Origin of the sequence: Streptomyces sp. NPDC055966, from assembly GCF_042269865.1 — a bacterium.
GTDB lineage: Bacteria > Actinomycetota > Actinomycetes > Streptomycetales > Streptomycetaceae > Streptomyces.
Window position 1 is genome coordinate 232,779 of the sequence record NZ_JBHJYK010000015.1, and the last position, 22,136, is coordinate 254,914.

Genomic DNA, 22,136 nt, shown 5'->3' on the forward strand with positions numbered 1-22,136 from the left:
GCGGACTGCGACTGTCTTCACCGTAGACCGCAGAGAAAATTCTGCAAAGAAATCTCGGCAATCATCGGGGACGTCTCAGGGTTCTCAGGGTTACGGTGGCGCCATGACCCACGGCATGCCCGAGATGACCAGCCTGGAGCGCACCGCCCTCTACAAGTCCCTCGGCAATCCGCTGCGCCGCCGGATCCTCGAATACCTCGGCCGGCACGGCGAGGCGAACTCCACCGTGCTCGCCCGCGAACTCGGCGAGAGCTCCGGCACCACCAGCTACCACCTGCGCAAACTCGCCGAGCAGAAGCTCATCGAGGAGATCCCGGAGAAGTCCGGCGGGCGGGAGCGGTGGTGGCGGTCGCTGCCGTTCAGCCACACCACCCCCGACCCGGCCACCATGGCCCCCGAGGAGTACGCGGCCGTCGCGGAACTGGCCCACCTCAAGATCGAGTTCGACTCCGTCCTCTACCGGCGCGCCCACGAGGAGTACCGCGGACCCGAGGGCTGGGCCCAGATCCAGCGCCACGGCACCTGGCTGACCCGGGAGGAACTGCTCGCGTTCATGAGGGAGTACCACGCGCTGCTCGACCGGTTCGGGCACGCGCGCGAGGGGGCGCCCGAGGGGGCGCGCCCGGTGATGATGCGTTTCTACGCCCTCCCCGAGCCCGTGGGAGAGTGGAGCGGTGAACCGACTGGCGCATGAGACGTCCCCGTATCTCCTCCAGCACGCCGACAACCCCGTCGACTGGTGGCCCTGGTCGGCCGAGGCCTTCGACGAGGCCCGCAGGACGAACAGGCCCGTGCTGCTGAGCGTCGGATACAGCAGCTGTCACTGGTGTCACGTGATGGCGCACGAATCCTTCGAGGACCACGCCACCGCCGAGTACCTCAACGAACACTTCGTCAGCGTCAAGGTCGACCGCGAGGAGCGCCCCGACGTCGACGCCGTCTACATGGAGGCCGTGCAGGCCGCCACCGGGCAGGGCGGCTGGCCCATGACCGTGTTCCTCACCCCGGACGCCGAACCCTTCTACTTCGGCACGTACTTCCCGCCCGCGCCCCGGCACGGCATGCCCTCCTTCCGGCAGGTGCTGGAAGGGGTCCGGCAGGCGTGGGACACCCGCAGGGACGAGGTCGGCGAGGTCGCCGGGAAGATCGTGCGCGACCTCGCCCAGCGGGAGATCAGCCACCAGGGCGACCGGGTGCCCGGCGAGGAGGAACTGGCGCGGGCGCTGCTCGGGCTGACCCGGGAGTACGACCCGCAGCGCGGCGGATTCGGCGGGGCGCCGAAGTTCCCGCCGTCCATGGTGCTGGAGTTCCTGCTGCGGCACCACGCGCGCACCGGCGCCGAGGGTGCGCTGCAGATGGCCCGGGACACCTGTGAGCGCATGGCCCGGGGCGGGATCTACGACCAGTTGGGCGGCGGGTTCGCGCGGTACTCCGTCGACCGCGACTGGGTCGTGCCGCACTTCGAGAAGATGCTCTACGACAACGCGCTGCTCTGCCGCGTGTACGCGCACCTGTGGCGGGCCACAGGGGCCGATCTCGCCCGGCGCGTCGCCCTGGAGACCGCCGACTTCCTCGTCCGTGAACTGCGCACCGAACAGGGCGGGTTCGCCTCGGCGCTCGACGCCGACAGCGACGACGGCAGCGGACGGCACGTCGAGGGGGCGTACTACGTCTGGACGCCGGAGCGGCTGCGCGCCGTCCTCGGGGACGCGGACGGCGACCTCGCCGCCCAGTACTTCGGCGTGACCGACGAGGGCACCTTCGAGCACGGGCAGTCCGTCCTCCAGCTTCCCCAGCAGGACACCCTCTTCGACGCCGGGAAGATCGCCGCCATCAGGGAGCGGCTGCTCCACGAGCGCCGGCAGCGGCCCGCGCCCGGACGGGACGACAAGGTCGTCGCCGCCTGGAACGGGCTCGCCATCGCCGCGCTCGCCGAGACCGGCGCCTACTTCGACCGGCCCGACCTGGTCGAGGCCGCCCTCGGCGCCGCCGACCTCCTCGTGCGCGTGCACCTCGACGAGCACGCCCGGCTCGCCCGGACCAGCAAGGACGGCCGCGCCGGTGCCAACGCCGGGGTGCTGGAGGACTACGGCGACGTCGCCGAGGGCTTCCTCGCGCTCGCCTCCGTCACGGGGGAGGGCGTCTGGCTCGACTTCGCCGGGCTGCTCCTCGACCACGTGCTCACCCGTTTCGCCGACCCGGACACCGGCGCGCTGTACGACACGGCCGCCGACGCCGAGCGGCTCATCCGCCGCCCGCAGGACCCCACCGACAACGCCACCCCCTCCGGCTGGACCGCCGCGGCGGGCGCGCTGCTCGGCTACGCCGCGCACACCGGATCCGAGCCCCATCGGACCGCCGCCGAGCGGGCGTTGGGGGTCGTCACCACGCTCGGGCCGCGTGTGCCGCGGTTCATCGGCTGGGGGCTCGCCGTCGCCGAGGCCCTGCGCGACGGGCCGCGGGAGATCGCCGTCGTCGCAACCGGCACCACCCCCGACAAGAGCGCAACGGCCTTGCACCGCACCGCACTTCTGGGCACCGCCCCCGGCGCCGTCGTCGCCGTGGGCGCGGCGGGGAGCGACGAGTTCCCGCTTCTCGCGGACCGCCCGCTCGTCGGAGGTCAGCCCGCGGCCTACATCTGCCGTAACTTCACGTGCGAGGCGCCGACGACCGATCCGGAGCGGTTGCGTACGGCCCTGAACGAGCACTGAGCTGCGGACACGCACGGCAGGCGGTAAGCGGCAACTGTCCGAAAGTGAGCGGGTGTTCGGATAGATACCGCTTACCGCATCCCCGTTCCGAAACAAGCTATTTATCTGAAGAGCTCCCACACTTCACAGATCCCTCCTACGATCTCCACAGCGACACGACGAGTGACCCGGTGATGACCGACCGTCGTGCGCTCAGGGGATTCAGGGGGATCTGGGGGGATCTTTTGCTGACGTCTGTCTTCATCGCTGCCGTCTCGCTTGCCCTTTTCTGGATGGCGGCGTTCACCCTGTGGTGGCAGATGCACGCGTGGCGCACGCCCGAGGTGCTCGCCTCCACCCGCTTCGGCAGACCGGAAGGGGGCGAGCAGCTGTCCTTCTCGCTGCTCCTGCCGGCCCGGCACGAGCAAGCCGTGCTCGACCACACCATCCAGCGGCTGCTGGAGTCCACACACACCGACTTCGAGATCATCGTGATCGTCGGGCACGACGACCCCGAGACCACGGAGGTGGCCGAGAAGGCCGCCACGCGTGACGCGCGCGTGCGGGTCGTCGTCGACACCCACGAGAAGAAGAACAAACCCAAGGCCATGAACACGGCGCTGCCGCACTGCCGCGGCGACGTCGTCGGGGTCTTCGACGCCGAGGACCAGGTCCATCCGGAGCTGCTCGCCCACGTCGACCACGCCTTCCGCGCGACCGGCGCGGACGTCGTCCAGGGCGGTGTCCAGCTCATCAACTTCCACTCCAGCTGGTACAGCCTGCGCAACTGCCTGGAGTACTTCTTCTGGTTCCGCTCCCGGCTGCACCTGCACGCGCAGAAGGGGTTCATCCCGCTCGGCGGCAACACCGTCTTCGTCCGGACGCAGGTCCTCAGGGAGGCCGACGGCTGGGACCCCGACTGCCTGGCCGAGGACTGCGACCTGGGCGTGCGGCTCTCGTCCGTCGGCAAGAAGGTCGTCGTCGCCTACGACTCCGACATGGTCACCCGCGAGGAGACGCCGGGCTCGCTCATGTCGCTCCTCAAGCAGCGCACCCGCTGGAACCAGGGCTTCCTCCAGGTGTACCGGAAGAAGGACTGGCGCGAACTCCCGGGATTCGGGCAGCGGTTGCTCGCCCGGTACACCCTGATGACCCCGTTCATGCAGGCCTTCTCCGGTGTCGTCATCCCGCTGAACGCGGCCGTCGCGCTCTTCCTCGACGTGCCCGTCGGCGTCGCCTTCCTCACCTTCCTGCCGCTGGTCACCGCCGTCGTCACCTTCGTCTTCGAGGTGGTCGGGCTGCACGACTTCGGCGTCCAGTACGGCCTGCGGGTCCGCCTCACCCACTACGTCAAGCTCATCGTGGGCGGCCCCTTCTACCAGGTCCTCCTCGCCGGTGCCGCGATCCGCGCCGTGTGGCGTGAGCAACGCGGCCGGAACGAATGGGAGTTGACCTCGCACGTCGGCGCGCACCTCACCGCGGCCGAGCCGATCCGAGAGGATGTTCCCGCGTGACCTCCACTCTTCCCGCGGTGACCGCAGCCACGGTCCCCGCGCAGGGCCGGCCTGTGCCCACGGACCCTCCGGCGGGCCAGGCCGAGCCACCGGTACGGCTCCGCTCCTCCCGGCCCGACCTGCTGCTCTGCGGCGCCCTGCTCGTCGTGATCCTCGTCGTCCAGGGCTGGAACATCGCCGACTACCCGACCCTCAGCGACGACGAGGGCACCTACCTCGCCCAGGCCTGGGCCGTCCAGCAGGGCCGGGGCCTCGCCCACTACACCTACTGGTACGACCACCCACCGCTCGGCTGGATCCAGATAGCCCTGCTCGGCTGGATCCCCTCGGCGCTCAGCCCCGGCTCCATGACGGTCGCCACCATGCGCCTCGCCATGCTCGGGATCAGCGGCGTCAGCGCGGTCCTCGTCTACGTCCTCGGCCGCCGGCTCTCGCTGCCGCGCTGGGCCGCCGCGCTCGGCACGGCCCTGTTCGGGCTCTCCCCGCTCGCGGTCGTCCTCAGCCGGGAGATCTTCCTCGACAACATCGCCGTGATGTGGCTGCTGCTGGCGTTCTGCCTCGCCGCCTCGCCCAGCCGCCACCTCTGGCACCACTTCGGCGCGGGCCTCGCCGCCGCCGCGAGCGTGCTCACCAAGGAGACGATGCTCGTCGTCCTGCCCGCCCTGTTCGTCACCATGTGGCGGCACAGCCACCGCGACACCCGTAAGTTCGCCCTCACCGGAGCCGTCACCGCCTGCGCCCTGATCGGCCTGTCGTATCCGCTCTTCGCGCTGCTGAAGGGCGAGTTGTTCCCCGGCGCCGGACACGTGTCCCTGTGGGACGGCATCACCTACCAGATGTCCCGGCCGGGCTCCGGCTTCCTCCTCGACCGGGGCTCGGGGTCGTACGGCGTGCTCCACTCCTGGCTGTACTACGACCGCGTCCTGCCCCTCGGCGGCCTCGCCGGAGCCCTGCTCCTGCTGCTCACCCGGCGCTGGTCCGGCACCGCCCGCGCGCTCACCGGACCGGCCCTGGCCGTGGCGGTCCTCGCGCTCGTCGCCCTGCGCCCGAACGGCTATCTGCCCGCCATGTACATCATCGGCGCGCTGCCCTTCCTCGCCCTGGTGCTGGCGGGCGGCGTGGCGTGCGTCGCACACGCGGTGCTGCGCCGCCGGCGGACCGAGGGCGAGAGGCGGTACGTCACCGGCGGCCGGTACGCGGCCGTCGCCGTGCTCGCCCTCGCGGCCTGTGCCTACGTCGTGCCGCACTGGTACGACGGCGACCGCACCGCCGTCACCGCCGACGCCAACAAGCCCTACCGGCAGGCCTCCCACTGGCTCGGCACCCAGGTGGCGGACCCGAAGGACACCCGGGTCCTCGTCGACGACGCCCTCTGGCTGGACCTCGTGCACGCCGGGTACCGGCCCGGGCTCGGCGCCATCTGGTTCTACAAGGCCGACCTCGACCCGGCCGTCACCAGGACCCTGCCGCACGGCTGGCGGGACATCGACTACGTCGTCGCCTCGCCGACCGTCCGCCGCGACGCCAAGGACCTGCCGGGTGTCAGGGCCGCCATCCAGCACTCCGTGCCGGTCGCCACCTTCGGCAGCGGCCCGGACCGCATCGAGATCCGCCGGATCCAGGCAGTGGGCGGCGCCCGATGAGCGAGTACACCGCCCCGATACCCGGCCTGGACGCCGCAGAGATAGCTGAGCCCGGCGCCGTCACCGTCGTCGTCCCGACCTTCAACGAGTCCGCGAACATCCGGCGGCTGCTGCGGCTGATCACCGAGTCGGTGCCCGCGCGGCTGCCCTGTGAGGTCGTCTTCGTGGACGACTCCACCGACGACACCCCCGAGGTGATCCGCGCGGCCGCCCAGGACTGCCCGTTCCCGGTGGCCGTGCTGCACCGTGCGGAACCCGTCGGCGGGCTCGGCGGGGCGGTCGTCGAGGGGCTCAAGGCCGCGACCTCGGAGTGGATCGTCGTCATGGACGGCGACTGCCAGCATCCGCCGTCCCTGATACCGGAGTTGGTGGCCACCGGCGAGCGGGCGAACGCCGGGCTCGTCGTCGCCTCCCGGTACATCGAGGGCGGCAGCCGGGCCGGGCTCGCCGGCGGCTACCGGGTGGCCGTCTCGCGCGGCGCGACCTGGCTCACCAAGGCCCTCTTCCCGCGCCGGCTGCACGGCATCAGCGACCCGATGAGCGGCTTCTTCGCCATCCGGCGCAGCGCGGTCAGCGCCGAGGTGCTGAAGCCTCTCGGCTACAAGATCCTCCTGGAGCTGGCCGTCCGCAGCCGTCCGGGCCGGGTCGCCGAGGTGCCGTTCGTCTTCCAGGAACGGTTCGCGGGGGAGTCCAAGTCGACCGCGCAGGAGGGCTTCCGCTTCCTGCGCCATCTGGCCGGACTGCGCACCGCCTCGCCCGTCGCCCGCATGGTCGGCTTCGGGCTGATCGGTGCCAGCGGGTTCGTGCCGAACCTCGCCGGGCTGTGGGCGCTCACCGACCTCGGCATGCACTACGTGCCCGCCGAGATCCTCGCCAACCAGTTCGGCGTCGCCTGGAACTTCCTGCTCATCGAGCAACTGCTGTTCCGCGACCGGCGCGCGCACCGCCGCTGGTGGGACCGGCTCGGCCGGTTCACGCTGCTCGCCAACGCCGACCTGGTGCTGCGCATCCCGCTGATCGCGCTGCTCGTCGGCCGGTTCGGCATGGGCGCCCTGCCGGCCACCGCACTCGCGCTGGTCATGACGTTCGTCCTGCGCTTCGTCGGGACCGAAGCGCTGGTCTACCTCCCCCGCCGCCGGGGGAGCCGAGCAAGGAGAGCCGCTTGAGCAAGTACCGCAGACGGACCGCGCTGGCCGGGGTGGGCGCCCTGACCGCCGGTCTGCTCCTGGCCGCGCCGCAGAGCGCCGAGGCCGCCAACCTGATCAAGAACCCCGGCTTCGAGACCGCCGGCACGGACGGCATGCCGTACTGCTGGGAGAAATCGGGCTGGGGCGACAACGACTTCAGCTTCGAGACGACCTCGGACGCGCACTCCGGGTCGACGGCCATGAAGGTCACGCTGACCCGCCGGGTCGACGGTGACCGCAAGGCGATGCTGACCGAGTCCACCGACTGCGCACCGGCCGTGACCGTCGGCAAGCAGTACGACCTCGGGGTCTGGTACAAGACCACCACGCCGGACGCCAACGTCACGCTGTTCCGGCACGACACGACCGCCGGCTGGCAGTACTGGACCGACGTCAAGACCCTCGACATGGCCTCGGCCTGGACGCAGGCCACCGTCCGCACCCCCGAGATCCCGCCCGGCACCGACCGCATCACCTGGGGTGTCTCCGTCTACGGCACCGGCTCGGCGACCACCGACGACTACACCATGGACCAGGTCCCGGACGTGACCCCGCCCGCCCAGTGCACCGGCACCAACGACCAGTGCGCGGGCGGCAGCTGGTCCGTCCTGCCGACGCAGAACCCGGTCCGCTCCATGCACTCCGTCGTCCTCAGCAACGGCAAGGTGCTGCTGATCGCCGGTTCCGGCAACAGTCAGGACGCCTTCAACGCGGGCACGTTCACGAGCGCGGTGTACGACCCGGTGAACGGCACGTACAAGGTGATCCCCACCCCGAAGGACATGTTCTGCGCGGGGCATGTGCAGTTGCAGGACGGCCGGGTGCTCGTGCTGAGCGGCAACAAGGCCTATCCGGACCCGAACGGCACGCACGGGTACGAGGGGTTCAAGGACTCGTACATCTTCGACCCGAAGACCGAGACCTACACCAGGACCAACGACCTCAACGACGGCCACTGGTACCCGTCGGCGACCGAGCTGGGCAACGGTGACGTCATCACCTTCGGCGGGCTGCGCGAGGACTCCACCGGGTCCGTGACCGCCGAGCGCTGGTCCGACAAGGACCAGCAGTGGCTGCCGACGTGGAAGGTCAACCAGACCTGGTCGTTCTGGGGCCTGTACCCGGCGATGGTCCTCATGCAGGACGGCCGCCTCTTCTACACGGGCAGCCATGTCTTCGGCAACAACATCCCCGGCACCGGCTCGGCGATCTACGACTACGGCGCCAACACGGTGACCCAGATCCCGGGACTGCAGAACAAGGACCAGCGGGACCAGTCGTCGTCCGTGCTGCTGCCTCCGGCGCAGGACCAGCGGGTGCTGACGGTCGGCGGCGGCAACATCGACTCCAACCCGGACGCGGGCCGCCTCACCGACGTGATCGACCTCAAGCAGGCGAACCCGTCGTACGTCGCCGGTCCGCCGATCCCGCAGGGCACGGTCGACCTGGGCAACGGCAAGGTCCCGGAGACCGGCAGCCAGGGCAAGATGTACGTCTCCACGGTGCTGCTGCCCGACGGCAAGGTGCTGGAGACCGGCGGCGCCCTGCACAACCGCGCCAACCCGGTGTACGAGTCCTCGCTGTACGACCCCGCCACCAACGCCTTCCAGCAGGTGGCCGCCGACCCCGAGTCCCGCGGCTACCACTCCTCGGCGTTCCTGCTGCCCGACGGCCGGGTGATGGCCACCGGCGACAACCCGGGCAACGGCAGCTGGAACCACAACGTGTCGATCTACACCCCGCCCTACCTCTTCAAGGGCCCCCGGCCGACGATCACCTCGGTGATCAGCCAGGAGTGGAAGTACGGCGACACCCAGCGGATCACCGTCGATCGCCCGATCGCCAAGGCGGAGCTGATCCGCCCGGCCGCGGTCACCCACTCCTCCGATCCCAACCAGCGCTTCGTCGACCTGCCCCTCTCGGTCGACGGCAACAACGTCGACCTGAACATCACGAACAACCCCAACCTGGCGCCGCCCGGCTGGTACATGCTCTTCGCGGTGGACGCCAACGGGGTGCCCTCGGTGGCCCAGTGGGTGCACCTGACGGGCCCGGCGGCCCTGACCGCCGCGTCCCCGCACATCCACGCCTTCGCCGACGGCCTCACCGGCAAGGTCGCGGGGCCCGCCAAGAAGCGCACGTCCCAGCAGGTCAGCCCGACGCTGTCCGGCTGCGACCGGCACTACGGCTCGATCAACGTCTGCGTGCCGACGGCCTTCCCGCCCGGGGTGCAGAAGACGACGGCCGCCCGGTGCGCCTGGCTGAAGCGCAACGGCTACGGGCTCCTGAAGGTCAACGGCGGCGACGACCCGCTGGGGCTGGACCGGAACAGGAACGGAACCGCGTGCGACAAGGGGGATGCGAGCAGGCGTTAGCCGTGCTGTGACAGGGCGCGCTCCACGATCGCCTCCAGCTGGTCGTGGTGCGCGCCCTTCCAGTACGCCCGACCGCAGGACGTGCACTGGGCGAAGACGTCGTACGAGCGCTGGGTGCCGGACTTGAGCTGGTCGGCCAGCTCGTCCTTCGTGGCCTGCTTCAGCAGGCCGTTGCAGGCCGTGCAGCGGGTCCAGGGGCGCAGGTCGGGGGCGAAGCGGTCGAGGACGTCGTGGAGTTGGTCGTCGGGGCGGGTGCTGTAGACGAAGGCCCCGGCCCACAGTTCGCGGCGGCGCAGCAGGCCACGGTCGCGGCTGAGCATCACGCGTTTCTCGGCCGCCGAGCGGGTGGCGAGGGCGGGGTCGCCGATGTCCGTCGACTCGTACGCCGTGTCCACGCCGAGGAGGCGCAGGCGGCGGGCCAGGGTGCCCAGATGGACGTCGAGGAGGAAGCGGAGCGGGGCGCCGGGGACCCGCTGGGGGCGCTCGACGGGGCGCACGCGCACCTGCTCGCCCGCCCGCGGAATGTGCGACACGGGCACCTCGCGGCCGTCCACGACCAGCGCGCCGACCTCGGTCAGCGGGACGCCCAGGGACTCGATGACATGGCCGAGGGTGGAGACGCCGTCCGTGGCCAGCACCGTTGAACCACCGCGCCGGGACTGCGGTACGAACACATGGAGCGCGGGGGCGACTTCGACGTGGATCTCGGCTGCGTTCACCCCGTCAGCATCGCATGCCGGGGCGGGGCGCTCTCAGCGGTTTTCGTGGGGCAGGCCCCGGTCCAGGACGGTCAGGGCCCGGTCCATGAGGTCGCCCAGATCGCCCGCGAAGTCGTTCTCGGCCCAGTACATGGAGACCTCCATCAGGCCGCCGATCAGGGACATCGCGTAGACGCGGACCTCCAGGGCGTCGGGGTCCAGGCCGTAGCGTTCCGCGAGGGCGCCGCGGAGCAGGCGGCCGGTCTCCGACATGCTCTCGAACATCCGGGAGCGGACGGCGGGGACCTGCACCGTGAGGTGGGTGCGCAGCCGCACCACCTCGGGGTCCTCGCCCGTGCCGGCCTCCAGGGCCTTGTGCATGACGTGCCGCATCGACTCCATCCACGGCTCGCCGGCGGGCCGGGCGCGCAACTCCGCCACGATCAGCGGGTCGTACTCGTCCGTGAGGACGATGTCCTCCTTGGTCGGGAAGTACCGGAAGACGGTCGACGGCGACACCTCGGCCCGCTCGGCGATCTGCTCGACGGTCGTGGCGTCGTACCCCTGCTCCCTGATCAGCGCGTACGTCGCGGTGCGGATGGCCTCGCGGGTCTTGATCTTCTTGCGTTCGCGCAGGCCCAGCTGGGGGCGCTCGGCGGGGGAGAGGGGGGAACGTGCGGCCGTCATACGGTTCATTGTCAGGCATCCTCCGCGGCGACGACCATGGTGGCGCCGTCGGTTTCCGCCTCCCGCGCGGGTGACGGCGTCCTCGGCAGGAGGACCGCCGCCAGCAGCGCGGCGGCCAGCGCGGCGATCCCGCACACCAGCAAGGTCACGCCCATGCCGTGGACGTAGGCGTCGTTCGCGGAGGCGGCGAGGCGGGCCGCGCTTTCGGGGCCCGCCTGCCGGGCGATCAGGTGTGCGGCGACCACCGAGTCGCCGGCGGTGTGCGCGGCGTGCGGGGGCAGCCCGGTGACGTCGAGCCGGTCGCGGAAGATCCCGGCGAGCAGGCTGCCCAGCAGGGCGATGCCGACGGCGGCGCCGACCTGGCGCAGCGTCATCAGCAGGCCCGAGCCGCTGCCGGCCCGGTCGCGGGGCAGGGCGGCGAGGGCGCCGTCCATCGCGGGCACGACGGCGAAGCCGAAGCCGACGCCGGTGATCGACAGCCACAGCGCGACGAAGCCGTAGCCGGAGCCCGCCGTCGTACGGCTGCCGAGCAGCGCGGCGAAGGCCAGCACCACCAGCCCGGCGCTCACCACGGCCCGCGCGCCGAACCTGGCGACGACCGGTTGGGCGCCCCGCGCGGCCACCATCAGGCCGCCCATCATCGGCAGCAGCCGCACGCCGGTGCCGAGGGCGTCGTGGCCGAGGACGGCCTGGAGATACGGGGGCAGCACGAACAGCAGGCCCGACAGCACGAACATCACCAGGGTCGCGGCGAGCGTGTTGAACAGGAAGCCGCGGTGGGCCAGCAGCGTCATGTCGAGCATGGGGCGCTCGGCCCGCCGCTCGCGCAGCACGAGTGCGGTGAGCAGCACCGCGGCCGCCGCGAACGTCGTCAGGACCAGGGGGTCGTGCCAGCCGCGGTCGGGCGCCTCGATGATCGCGTAGATGAGGGCGCCGAGGCCGGTCGCGGTGAGCGCGGCGGACAGGACGTCGACGCGCGGGGAGGCGGGGTCGCCGGTCTCGGGGAGCAGGAGGACACAGGCGGCGATGCCGATCGCGGCCATCGGGACGTTGACCAGGAAGACCGAGCCCCACCAGAAGTGGTTCAGCAGCCAGCCGCCGATGATCGGGCCGAGCGGCAGGCCGAGCGCGGAGGCGGCGGAGATGATGCCGACGGCCTTGGCGCGCTCGTCGGCGCCGAAGAGCGAGGGCAGCACGGACAGGGCGAGCGGGGTGACGAGCGCGCCGCCCACGCCCATGAACGCCCGGGCCGCGACGACCCAGTTCACGTCGGGAGCCAGCGCACCCATCAGGGAGCCGGCCAGGAAGAGGGCGAGTCCGGTGATCAGCATCCGGCGCCGCCCGAACCGGTCGCCGAGGAGGCCTGCCGGGAGCATCAGGGCGGCGAAGACGACGACGTACGCGTCTGCCATCCACTGCTGCTCGCCGGTCCCGGCGCCCAGCTCGGCGGCCATCGTCGGCAGCGCCACGTTGAGGATCGTCATGTCGAAGCCGAGCGTGAGCATGCTCGCGACCAGGGCCCCGAGGGCCCACCAGCGTCGAGGGTTCGCAGTGACAGCAACCATGAAATGAGAGTAGCTCTCAAAATATGGTTACTGTCAATGGGGAGATGATGTCACGCGCATGAAAAACGGCCACAGCTCGGGTGAGCTGTGGCCGTGGTGGGCGGTGGGGGTTACGCGTGCTGGTACGCCACCAGCGAGATGCCGACGTAGTGCACGACGAACGCGGCCAGCGTGAAGGAGTGGAAGACCTCGTGGAAGCCGAACCAGCGCGGTGACGGGTTCGGCCGCTTGAAGCCGTAGACGACGCCGCCGGCGCTGTAGAGCAGGCCGCCGACGATCACGAGGACCAGGACGGCGATGCCGCCCGTGCGCATGAAGTCCGGCAGGAAGAAGACGGCCGCCCAGCCCATCGCGAGGTAGCAGGGCGTGTAGAGCCAGCGTGGGGCGCCGACCCAGAAGACGCGGAAGACGATGCCGGCCGCGGCGGCGGCCCAGATCCCCCACAGCAGCCACTCGCCCTTGCCGCCCGGCAGGAGCAGCAGGGTCAGCGGGGTGTAGGTGCCCGCGATGATCAGGAAGATGTTGGCGTGGTCGAGGCGGCGCAGGACGCCGTCCATCCGCGGGCTCCAGTTGCCCCGGTGGTACAGCGCGCTGACGCCGAAGAGCAGGCAGGCCGTCAGGATGTAGATGCCGCAGGCGATGCGGCCTCTGGTGGAGTCGGCGAGGGCGGTGAGCACCAGCCCCGCGATGAGTACGGCCGGGAACATGCCGAGGTGCAGCCAGCCACGCAGCTTCGGCTTGACCTGCTGCGGCAAGGAGAGCGCGGTGGGACCGCGGCCGTGGGCCGGCGTGTCCGTGGGCGCGTCGGGGACGGACGCAGTCATGCGCGCATGGTACCTACGACACCGTAAGTCGTCCGTCAACGGCTGATGGTGACCAGGGAAAACGCAAAAGAACTTTCCGCTGAATCCAACATGGACGCAAAGAATCACGGAACTCATGAAAATCGTGGCATGGGTCACGTCGCTCACCTGTGACGCCCCCTGGACAGATGGGCATTCGCATCGGATGATCAAATGAGTGCGGTCGGCACCGGATGAGCGCGCGCAAGATCGGCGCGGCGAAGCATCCGGGTCGCGGCCCCCACGGGGCGACAAACCAAAAACCCTCACTTAGGAGCAACCGTGGCGCGCGACAACGCGGCTCCCCTCCCCACCAACCACCAGGAACTGATCTCGTGGGTCAACGAGATCGCCGAACTGACGCAGCCGGACAGCGTGGTCTGGTGCGACGGCTCCGAGGCCGAGTACGAGCGGCTCGCCGAAGAACTGGTCGCCAAGGGAACGTTCAAGAAGCTCGACCCGATCAAGCGCCCGCACTCCTACCACGCCGCCTCCGACCCGTCCGACGTCGCGCGCGTCGAGGACCGGACCTTCATCTGCTCCGAGAAGGAGGAGGACGCCGGCCCCACCAACCACTGGAAGGCCCCCGCCGAGATGCGGGAGATCTTCGCCGGTGAGAAGGGGATCTTCCGCGGCTCGATGCGCGGCCGGACGATGTACGTCGTCCCCTTCTGCATGGGCCCGCTCGGCTCCAAGCTGTCCGCGATCGGTGTGGAGATCACCGACTCCGCCTACGTCGCCGTCTCCATGCGCACGATGACGCGCATGGGCCAGGCCGTCCTCGACGAACTCGGCGACGACGGCTTCTTCGTGAAGGCCGTGCACAGCCTCGGCGCCCCGCTGGAGGAGGGCCAGCAGGACGTTCCGTGGCCGTGCAACTCCACCAAGTACATCTCGCACTTCCCCGAGGACCGCGAGATCTGGTCCTACGGCTCCGGCTACGGCGGCAACGCCCTGCTCGGCAAGAAGTGCTACGCGCTGCGCATCGCCTCCGTCATGGCGCGTGACGAGGGCTGGCTGGCCGAGCACATGCTGATCCTCAAGCTCACCCCGCCCCCTTCTGCTTCCAGCCGGGCTGAGTCCAAGTACGTCGCCGCCGCCTTCCCGAGCGCCTGCGGCAAGACCAACCTCGCCATGCTGGAGCCCACGATCTCCGGCTGGACCGTGGAGACCATCGGCGACGACATCGCCTGGATGCGGTTCGGCGAGGACGGCCGCCTGTACGCGATCAACCCCGAGGCCGGCTTCTTCGGCGTCGCGCCCGGCACCGGTGAGCACACCAACGCCAACGCGATGAAGACCCTGTGGGGCAACGCGGTCTTCACCAACGTCGCGCTCACCGACGACGGCGACGTGTGGTGGGAGGGCATGACCGAGGAGACCCCGGCCCACCTGACCGACTGGAAGGGCCGCGACTGGACCCCGGACTCGGCCGAGCCCGCCGCGCACCCCAACTCCCGCTTCACGGTCTCCGCCGCCCAGTGCCCGATCATCGCGCCCGAGTGGGAGGACCCCAAGGGCGTGCCGATCTCGGCGATCCTCTTCGGCGGCCGCCGCGCCTCCGCGGTGCCGCTGGTGACCGAGTCCTTCGACTGGAACCACGGCGTCTTCCTCGGCGCCAACGTGGCCTCCGAGAAGACCGCCGCCGCCGAGGGCAAGGTCGGCGAGCTGCGCCGCGACCCGTTCGCGATGCTGCCGTTCTGCGGCTACAACATGGGCGACTACATGGGCCACTGGGTCGACGTCGCCAAGGGCAAGGACCAGGCCAAGCTGCCGAAGATCTACTACGTCAACTGGTTCCGCAAGAACGACGAGGGCACGTTCGTCTGGCCGGGCTTCGGCGAGAACTCCCGCGTCCTGAAGTGGATCGTGGACCGCCTCGACGGCCGGGCCGAGGGCGTCGAGACGCCGATCGGCGTGCTCCCCGCGAAGGGCGCGCTGGACACGAACGGTCTCGAACTGTCCGAGTCCGACCTGGACTTCCTGCTCACGGTCGACAAGGAGGTGTGGCGCGAGGAGGCCGCGCTCATCCCCGAGCACCTGAACACCTTCGGCGACCACACCCCGAAGGAGCTGTGGGACCAGTACCACGCCCTGGTGGAGCGCCTCGGCTAGTGCCGTAGCCCCGCCCCGGACTCCACGGCCGGTTGGGATGCCCTGACCAGCGATCGTCACGACCGGCCGTGGGACGACCCCGGGTGCCCCGCACAACGGCGTGCGGGGCACCCGTGTCGGTTGCCCCGGTCCTCCAAGTGCCGCGGGTGCGCCTCCTGCCGGCGCCCCTCCGTATCCCGCAGCGCCGAGGCCGGCCGCTCGGCCTCCTCGTGCAGCGCGCCGAGCCGGCGCTCCAGATGCCGCTCGGCGGCTCGGTGCCCGGGGTCAGCCGGGTCCACCAGCGGGTGCGGACGAAGGCGTCCACCGCCTCCGCGTCCTGGGCCAGGGCCTCGGCGACCCAGCCCGGCTCCAGCAGCGCGGCCGGCAGCCCGGTGAGGGCGGCGAGCCGTGCGGCGGCCTCGGACGGCAGGTCGACACCGGCCGGACAGTCCGTCAGCTTCCCGAAGTCGGCCCGGACGGACGCCAGTTGCTCCAGCGGGCCCGGGAAGTCCGGCAGCGCGGGCCGCTCCGGCGGGGCGATCAGCGCGCCCGCGCCGTACAGCCCCGCCCCTGCCGTCGAGCACCGCGAGCCCGTTGGCGGCGAGGACGTCGGCCGTGCTGCGGTGGGCCACGACGACGAGCGGCGAGCAGAAGGGCCGGGGCAGCGGCTCCTGGGCGTGGCACTTGGCGGCCGGCGCGTCGGCGGGCGCCTGGCCGGAGGGGAACGCGAAGTCGTACCCCTTGAGGCCCAGCCCCTCCATGGCCCAGGAGCCGGAGGACTCGACCTGGACGGTGCAGCCCTGGGCGGCCAGGGCCTTCACCACGTCGGGGGTGGCGAAGAAGTCCGCCTTCTCCGATCCGATCACTCCCCGCACGGTCTTCGTTGCCGTGCCCTTGTCGTCCCCGTGCCGGCCCGCGACGGCGGCGGCCACCGCACCGCCGATCAGCAGCACCGCGAGGACGATTCCCGCGATTCGTCTCACGGCCCCGGCACTGCAACGCGCCCCGCGGGGTGCCCCGGCCGGGGTCAGCGGGTGGTGCTGAGTTCCTTCGGGTCGGTGAGCGCGGCGGCGTGGGCGTCCATGCGCCCGGCCGTCAGGATCGCCACCGCCGTGTCGGCGCGCGACGCGGCGACGACGAGCGCGCGGCCCGCGAGGGTGTGCGCGCGCCGGTGCAGCGCGGCGGGGTCGCCGGCGGCGGACGCGGTGGCCCGCAGCGGGGGGCGCCCGCCGCGGAGCCGGGCCACCTGTCCGGCGAGCCGCTCGGCGGCGGTGTCCAGGTCGGCCGACGGGGTCAGCCCGCGCAGTTCGTCGGTGACCGCGAGGAGCGCGGCGAGGTGTCCGGCGAGCTGGATGTCCAGCTCCTCCTCGCGCGACCGGTGGGGGAAGTCGCAGGAGGCGCCGGGCACTGTGCTGTGGACCGACTTGGTGCGGATCGGTTCGTACATGGGGGATGGCCTCCTGTGCGTGACAGGAAACCATCCTAGCTTGGATTTCGTCTAAAGTTGAGTCGTGTCACGGAATGAAGTCCGTCGACTACTACTGGCCGTATCCGTCCAGGAAGTTCCCGATCCGGGTGATCGCGTCCCGCAGATCACCGACCGTCGGCAGGGTCACCACCCGGAAGTGGTCCGGCTCGGGCCAGTTGAAGCCCGTGCCCTGGACGACCATGATCTTCTCCTGGCGGAGCAGGTCCAGGACCATCTGCCGGTCGTCCTTGATCTTGAAGACCTGCGGGTCGAGGCGCGGGAAGAGATACAGCGCGCCCTTGGGCCGCACGCAGCTCACGCCCGGGATCTGGGTCAGCAGCTCATGGGCGGTGTCGATCTGCTCCTTCAGCCGGCCGCCCGGCAGCACCAGGTCGTTGATCGACTGGCGTCCGCTGAGCGCGGCGACCACGCCGTGCTGTCCCGGCATGTTGGCGCACAGGCGCATGTTCGCCAGGATCGTCAGGCCCTCGATGTAGGAGTCGGCGTGCGCGCGCGGCCCGGAGATCGACATCCAGCCCACCCGGTACCCGGCCACCCGGTACGCCTTCGACATGCCGTTGAAGGTGAGGGTGAGCAGATCGGGGGCGACCTTCGCGGTCGGGGTGTGCGTGGCGCCGTCGTAGAGGATCTTGTCGTAGATCTCGTCGGAGCAGACCAGCAGGTTGTGCCGGCGGGCGACGTCCGTCAGCCCCTTGAGCACCGCCTCGTCGTAGACCGCGCCCGTGGGGTTGTTCGGGTTGATGATCACGATCGCCTTGGTGCGGTCGGTGACCTTGCGCTCGATGTCGGCGAGGTCCGGCGTCCAGTCCGCCTGCTCGTCGCAGCGGTAGTGCACGGCCGTGCCGCCGGCGAGGGAGACCGCGGCGGTCCACAGCGGGTAGTCCGGCGCCGGTACGAGCACCTCGTCGCCGTCGTCGAGCAGCCCCTGCATGGCCATCACGATCAGCTCGGAGACGCCGTTGCCGATGAAGACGTGCTCGACGTCGGTCTCGATGCCGAGCGTCTGGTTGTGCATGACGACCGCGCGCCGGGCGGCGAGCAGACCCTTGGCGTCGCCGTACCCGTGGGCCGTCGAGACGTTGCGGAGGATGTCCTCCAGGATCTCCGGCGGGCACTCGAAGCCGAAGGCGGCCGGGTTGCCGGTGTTGAGCTTGAGGATGCGGTGACCGGCTGCCTCCAGCCGCATGGCCTCCTCCAGCACCGGGCCCCGGATCTCGTAACAGACGTTGGCGAGCTTGGTCGACTGGATCACCTGCATATGTGTGAGCTTACGGCCCGGTATCGCCTCGTGGGCCGTGTCTTCCGCCACGTGAGACACGCGGGTGGTGCCGCCGGGCGCCCGTGCGGACGCTGAGCGGCGCACAGGGAAACCCCTATGGCGCTTGACGCCTTCTTGTTCACACCCCTCTCGCACCTTGAGAATGCGCATGACAAGCATGAGGGCGGCCGGAAGATCTCCGGTCGCCCATGTCGTCAGAGGGGACCCCCACATGAACAAGCCTCTCCTTGCCGTGCTCTCCTCCGTGGCCCTGGCCGCCCTGGGCGCGACCCCGGCGGTGGCCGCCCCGCACCCGGCGCAGCCGCACACCGCAAAGGCGCCCGCGGCCAAGGCGGTCACGGTCGACTTCGCCGGCACCGTCTCGCTCAGCAACTGCTCCGGCTCGGTCATCCGCTTCCCCGGCTCCGCGGACACCGACCCGGCCCTCGTCCTGACCAACGGCCACTGCCTGGAGACCGGCTTCCCCAGCCCCGGCGAGGTCATCACCGGCCAGTCCTCCAGCCGCACCTTCGGCCTGCTGAATTCCGCCGGCAGCAAGATCGCCACCCTGCGCGCCAACCAGGTCGTGTACTCGACCATGACGGACACGGACGTCACGATCTACCGCACGACCACCACGTACGCGGCGATCAAGAAGAGCTACGGCATCAGCCCGCTGACCGTGCAGGACACCCACCCGACCGCCGGCACCGCCATCAAGGTCGTCTCCGGCTACTGGAAGACGATCTACAGCTGCGCCGTGGACGGCTTCGTGTACCGGCTGAAGGAGGGCGACTGGACCTGGAAGGACTCCCTGCGCTACACCTCCGCCTGCAACACCATCGGCGGCACCTCCGGCTCCCCGGTGATCGACACCGCCACCGGCAACGTCGTGGCCGTCAACAACACCGGCAACGAGGACGGCGAGCGCTGCACCGAGAACAACCCCTGCGAGGTCGACGAGAGCGGCAACGTCACCGTCCGCCAGGGCATCAACTACGCCGAGGAGACGTACGGCATCCCGGCCTGCTTCACCACCGGCAACAAGCTGAACCTGGACGCCTCCGGCTGCACCCTGCCCAAGCCGTAGGGAAACAGGGTCACTTCGGAGCGCGGCGGACGGAGCGGCCCGCGAGCACGTCCGTCCGCCTGCCGTCCTCGATGACGAACCGGCCGTCGACCAGGACGTACGGGATCCCCACGGGCAGCCTGCGCGGCTCGGCGAAGGTGGCGCCCGCCGCCACCGTCGCCGGGTCGAACAGCACCAGGTCGGCCCGGTACCCCTCGCGCACCAGCCCGCGGTCCGCCAGCCTCAGCCGGGCCGCGGGCCGGGACGTCAGATGCGCGACGCACTCCTCCAGGCCCAGCACGCCCAACTCCCGTACGTAGTGGCCGAGATAGCGCGGGAACGTGCCGTACGCCCGCGGATGCGGCTTGGCGCCTTGCAGGATGCCGTCGGAGCCGCCGGTGTGCGCCCGGTGCCGCATGATCGCGCGGACGTTCTCCTCGTGCCCGACGTGCTGGAGGATCGTCGTGCCGAGCCGGTCCGCCAGCAGCAGGTGCCGGGCGGTGTCCCACGGGGACTCGCCGCGCAGCCGTGCCGCCTCCCGGACCGTACGCCCCACGAACGCGCCCAGCGCGGGGGCGGTGACGCCGGAGATCTCGATCGTCTCCCACTCCACCGGCACCCCGTGACAGCCGTCCGCGCCGGTCACCTCCAGGCCGTGCCGGATCCGCCCGGCCGTCGCCGGGTCGCCGAGCCGGGCCAGGATCTCCTCCGGCCCGCCCGCGCTCGCCCAGCTCGGCAGCAGCGCGGCCAGCGTGGTGGAGCCGGGCGTGTAGGGATAGGTGTCCAGCGTGATGTCCGCGCCGGCGCCGAGGGCCGCGTCGAGCAGGGCGAGCAGCTCGGGCGCCCGGCCCTTGTTCACGCCGAAGTTCATCGTCGCGTGGGCCAGGTGCAGCGCACAGCCCACCTCCCGGGCCAGCTCCACCATCTCGGTGTACGCCTCAAGGGCGCCCGCGCCGTAGGAGCGGTGGTGCGGGCAGTAGTAGCCGCCGTACGACGCCACCACCCGGCACAGTTCGGTCAGTTCGGCGTCCGGGGCGTACATGCCGGGCGTGTACGTCAGCCCGGAGGACATCCCGACCGCGCCCTGCTCCATGCCCTCGGCCACCAACCGCCGCATCCGGTCCAGCTCCTCGGGCGTCGCCGCGCGGTCCTCCCAGCCGACGGCGAGCGCCCGGACCGTGCCCTGGGGGATCAGGTACGCGGCGTTCACGGCGATGCCCCGGTCCAGCCGGTCCAGGTACTCCCCGACCGACCGCCAGTCGACGTCGAGGTCGTCGCCGTACCCGTTCCACCCGGTGATCGCCCGCCGCACCTCCTGAAGCGTGCGGTCGTCCACCGGTGCGTACGACAGCCCGTCCTGGCCGAGCACCTCCAGCGTGACGCCCTGCGCGGCCTTGGCGCTGTGGTCGGGGTCGCGCAGCAGGGCGAGGTCGGAGTGGGCGTGCATGTCGATGAAGCCGGGGGAGAGGACCAGGCCCTCCGCGTCCAGCTCCCGCATGGCGCGCGGGCGCTGGCAGCCGGCCTGGGCGGCCTCCTTGACGATCGAGACGATCCGCCCGCCGTCGATCACCACGTCGGCGCGGTACGACGGTTCGCCGCTGCCGTCCACGACGTCGGCGTCCCGGATGACCAGGTCCTGCACGGAAGGCCCCCTAGAAGTAGGTACGGATGAAGTCGACCACCGTCCCGTCCGCCTCCGCCACCGGGATCAGCTGCCACTTGTCGAACGACGTGCAGGGGTGCGACAGCCCGAGCCCGATCCAGTCGCCGACCTCCACGTCCGCGCCCGGTTCGGTGCGCAGCCAGGCGTGCTGGTCGGACAGCCCGGTCACGGTGATCCCGTCGGCCGGGCGCTCGACCTCGCCGCGGCGTACCACCTGGGCGGCGGGCAGGTCCAGGTCGTAGGCCGCGTCGCGCTTGCCCGCGTTGGCGAAGGCCTGCTCCGGGGTCGGCCGCGACACGACCTGCGCCCACAGCCGGAAGGCCGGCTCCAGCGCGCCCTCCTCCGGGACGCGGGCGAAGGGGGTGATCCGGCGGTAGTGCCCGTCGTCGTGCGAGACGTACGCACCCGAGCGCAGCAGCTTCAGCACGGGCGCGGACAGTTCGGGGATCTCCGCGAACACCTCGGCCACCGAGTCGAACCAGCCGCTGCCGCCCGCGCTGACGACGATCTCCTGCGCGCCCTTGAACAGCCCGGCGCGGTCCAGCCCGGCGGCGAGCGCCACCAGCCGCCGCAGATACGCCCGCACCCGCTCCGGATCGGGCTGCGGCACCTCGCCCTCGTACCCGGCGACCCCCACGAGCCGCAGCGTGCCGGACGCACGGCCCACGGCCTCGGCGACGGCCCGCGCGTCCGCCTCCGTGCGCACACCGGTGCGGGCTCCGTCGCCGGCCCCCAGCTCGACGACGACGTCGACGGGCCTGGCGCAACCCTTGAGCGCGGCGTCCATCAGCTCCACCCCGCGCACGGAGTCGACGTAGGCGACGAACCGGAACTCCGGGTCGGCGGCCAGCTCGGCCGCGATCCACCGCAGGGCGGCGGCGTCGACGAGTTCATTGGCGAGGAAGATCCGCCGGACCCCGAACTCCCGGGCGACGCGCACCTGGTGGGGCACCGCCAGGGTGATGCCCCAGGCGCCGTGTTCGAGCTGGCGGTGGAAGAGCTGCGGGGCCATGGAGGTCTTGCCGTGCGGGGCGAAGGCCAGCCCGTGCCGGGCGGCGTACGCCTCCATCAGCGCCAGGTTGTGCTCCAGGCGCTCGGCGGACAGGGCGAGGACGGGGGTGGCGAAGCCGTCGGCCGCGCGGAAGAGGTTGCGGCGCTGGGCGGCCAGTTCGCCGACGGTCAGGCCGTCGGCGTCGGGCGGGAGGCCCTTGAAGCGGTGGTCGACACGTTCCTCGGCCAGCCGGGCGAGCGCTTCGGTGCGCATGGAGCCCCTCTCCTGACTGTTGCAATCTGTGCAACGGCCATTGCATGTATTGCTAACTGGTGTCTAGCATCTCGCCGACACCGGGTCAACGGAGCCGC

The 22,136-nt window shown here is 71.1% G+C and carries 17 protein-coding genes; 8 read left to right on the top strand and 9 right to left on the bottom strand.

Translation table 11 applies throughout. The features are described from left to right. The first annotated feature begins 103 nt into the window (after positions 1-103). From ACFC8N_RS29910 to ACFC8N_RS29935, 6 genes are all read left to right on the top strand, one after another. Positions 104-694 carry an ArsR/SmtB family transcription factor gene (locus tag ACFC8N_RS29910; RefSeq protein ID WP_376291224.1) on the top strand — a complete coding sequence of 197 codons (591 nt, stop codon included), beginning with the start codon at positions 104-106 and terminating at the stop codon, positions 692-694. Further along, positions 675-2,711: a thioredoxin domain-containing protein gene (locus tag ACFC8N_RS29915; protein WP_376291226.1), complete on the top strand. Its 2,037-nt coding sequence runs from the start codon at positions 675-677 to the stop codon at positions 2,709-2,711. The genes ACFC8N_RS29910 and ACFC8N_RS29915 overlap by 20 nt, the downstream gene beginning before the upstream one ends. Before the next feature lie 224 nt (positions 2,712-2,935). Continuing rightward, positions 2,936-4,204, top strand: a complete 1,269-nt coding sequence (locus tag ACFC8N_RS29920) for a glycosyltransferase (RefSeq protein WP_376291228.1) — start codon at positions 2,936-2,938, stop codon at positions 4,202-4,204. Beyond that, the gene (locus ACFC8N_RS29925; protein ID WP_362818361.1) at positions 4,201-5,847 is read left to right on the top strand and encodes a phospholipid carrier-dependent glycosyltransferase; all 1,647 of its coding nucleotides are present in this window, start codon (positions 4,201-4,203) and stop codon (positions 5,845-5,847) included. Before ACFC8N_RS29920 ends, ACFC8N_RS29925 begins: the two co-directional genes overlap by 4 nt. Next, a complete protein-coding gene (locus ACFC8N_RS29930; RefSeq protein WP_356026320.1) occupies positions 5,844-7,013 on the top strand; it encodes a glycosyltransferase family 2 protein in 1,170 nt (389 codons plus the stop codon). The genes ACFC8N_RS29925 and ACFC8N_RS29930 overlap by 4 nt, the downstream gene beginning before the upstream one ends. Further along, positions 7,010-9,409, top strand: a complete 2,400-nt coding sequence (locus tag ACFC8N_RS29935; protein WP_362818366.1) for a galactose oxidase early set domain-containing protein — start codon at positions 7,010-7,012, stop codon at positions 9,407-9,409. Before ACFC8N_RS29930 ends, ACFC8N_RS29935 begins: the two co-directional genes overlap by 4 nt. On the opposite strand, the gene ACFC8N_RS29940 is transcribed toward ACFC8N_RS29935, so the two are convergent. The 4 genes from ACFC8N_RS29940 to ACFC8N_RS29955 all read right to left on the bottom strand — a co-directional run bounded on the left by ACFC8N_RS29940 (position 9,406) and on the right by ACFC8N_RS29955 (position 13,183). Beyond that, a complete protein-coding gene (locus ACFC8N_RS29940; RefSeq protein WP_362818368.1) occupies positions 9,406-10,128 on the bottom strand; it encodes a Mut7-C RNAse domain-containing protein in 723 nt (240 codons plus the stop codon). The two genes, ACFC8N_RS29935 and ACFC8N_RS29940, sit on opposite strands and share 4 nt — an antisense overlap. 33 nt (positions 10,129-10,161) lie before the next feature. Next, positions 10,162-10,803: a TetR family transcriptional regulator gene (locus ACFC8N_RS29945; RefSeq protein WP_356026327.1), complete on the bottom strand. Its 642-nt coding sequence runs from the start codon at positions 10,801-10,803 to the stop codon at positions 10,162-10,164. Positions 10,804-10,805: 2 nt separating this feature from the next. Then, positions 10,806-12,359 (bottom strand): MFS transporter, encoded by a 1,554-nt coding sequence (locus tag ACFC8N_RS29950; protein ID WP_376291233.1) that lies wholly within the window; start codon positions 12,357-12,359, stop codon positions 10,806-10,808. Positions 12,360-12,469: 110 nt separating this feature from the next. Next, a complete protein-coding gene (locus ACFC8N_RS29955; protein WP_356026332.1) occupies positions 12,470-13,183 on the bottom strand; it encodes a hemolysin III family protein in 714 nt (237 codons plus the stop codon). A gap of 300 nt (positions 13,184-13,483) precedes the next feature. On the opposite strand from ACFC8N_RS29955, the gene ACFC8N_RS29960 reads away from it, so the two are divergent. Next, entirely contained in the window at positions 13,484-15,316 is a 1,833-nt protein-coding gene (locus tag ACFC8N_RS29960; protein ID WP_356026334.1) for a phosphoenolpyruvate carboxykinase (GTP), read from the top strand. A gap of 56 nt (positions 15,317-15,372) precedes the next feature. Here the strand turns inward: ACFC8N_RS29960 and ACFC8N_RS29965 are convergent, their stop codons facing one another. The 3 genes from ACFC8N_RS29965 to ACFC8N_RS29975 all read right to left on the bottom strand — a co-directional run bounded on the left by ACFC8N_RS29965 (position 15,373) and on the right by ACFC8N_RS29975 (position 18,042). Beyond that, the gene (locus ACFC8N_RS29965; RefSeq protein WP_376291236.1) at positions 15,373-16,278 is read right to left on the bottom strand and encodes a hypothetical protein; all 906 of its coding nucleotides are present in this window, start codon (positions 16,276-16,278) and stop codon (positions 15,373-15,375) included. A gap of 44 nt (positions 16,279-16,322) precedes the next feature. After that, positions 16,323-16,742: a hypothetical protein gene (locus ACFC8N_RS29970; protein ID WP_376291238.1), complete on the bottom strand. Its 420-nt coding sequence runs from the start codon at positions 16,740-16,742 to the stop codon at positions 16,323-16,325. A 91-nt stretch (positions 16,743-16,833) separates the two neighbouring features. Further along, positions 16,834-18,042, bottom strand: a complete 1,209-nt coding sequence (locus ACFC8N_RS29975) for a pyridoxal phosphate-dependent aminotransferase (RefSeq protein WP_356026339.1) — start codon at positions 18,040-18,042, stop codon at positions 16,834-16,836. 232 nt (positions 18,043-18,274) lie between these two features. Between ACFC8N_RS29975 and ACFC8N_RS29980 the strand changes: the two genes are divergently transcribed. Next, complete coding sequence (locus tag ACFC8N_RS29980; protein ID WP_362818374.1) at positions 18,275-19,132, top strand: serine protease; 858 nt, start codon at positions 18,275-18,277, stop codon at positions 19,130-19,132. Between the two features lie 10 nt (positions 19,133-19,142). Here the strand turns inward: ACFC8N_RS29980 and ACFC8N_RS29985 are convergent, their stop codons facing one another. Together ACFC8N_RS29985 and ACFC8N_RS29990 are read right to left on the bottom strand one after the other, a co-directional pair. Continuing rightward, positions 19,143-20,753 carry an amidohydrolase family protein gene (locus ACFC8N_RS29985; RefSeq protein ID WP_376291242.1) on the bottom strand — a complete coding sequence of 537 codons (1,611 nt, stop codon included), beginning with the start codon at positions 20,751-20,753 and terminating at the stop codon, positions 19,143-19,145. A 10-nt stretch (positions 20,754-20,763) separates the two neighbouring features. After that, positions 20,764-22,038, bottom strand: coding sequence for an amino acid deaminase (locus ACFC8N_RS29990; protein WP_356026345.1), 1,275 nt, complete (start codon positions 22,036-22,038; stop codon positions 20,764-20,766). Positions 22,039-22,136 lie beyond the last annotated feature (98 nt).

Coding starts and splice junctions, on each gene's coding strand:
- ACFC8N_RS29970 (WP_376291238.1), bottom strand. CDS start 16,742: ATGTACGAACCGATCCGCACCAAGTCGGTCCACAGCACAGTGCCCGGC.
- ACFC8N_RS29955 (WP_356026332.1), bottom strand. CDS start 13,183: ATGACTGCGTCCGTCCCCGACGCGCCCACGGACACGCCGGCCCACGGC.
- ACFC8N_RS29945 (WP_356026327.1), bottom strand. CDS start 10,803: ATGAACCGTATGACGGCCGCACGTTCCCCCCTCTCCCCCGCCGAGCGC.
- ACFC8N_RS29950 (WP_376291233.1), bottom strand. CDS start 12,359: ATGGTTGCTGTCACTGCGAACCCTCGACGCTGGTGGGCCCTCGGGGCC.
- ACFC8N_RS29930 (WP_356026320.1), top strand. CDS start 5,844: ATGAGCGAGTACACCGCCCCGATACCCGGCCTGGACGCCGCAGAGATA.
- ACFC8N_RS29980 (WP_362818374.1), top strand. CDS start 18,275: ATGAACAAGCCTCTCCTTGCCGTGCTCTCCTCCGTGGCCCTGGCCGCC.
- ACFC8N_RS29975 (WP_356026339.1), bottom strand. CDS start 18,042: ATGCAGGTGATCCAGTCGACCAAGCTCGCCAACGTCTGTTACGAGATC.
- ACFC8N_RS29910 (WP_376291224.1), top strand. CDS start 104: ATGACCCACGGCATGCCCGAGATGACCAGCCTGGAGCGCACCGCCCTC.
- ACFC8N_RS29990 (WP_356026345.1), bottom strand. CDS start 22,038: ATGCGCACCGAAGCGCTCGCCCGGCTGGCCGAGGAACGTGTCGACCAC.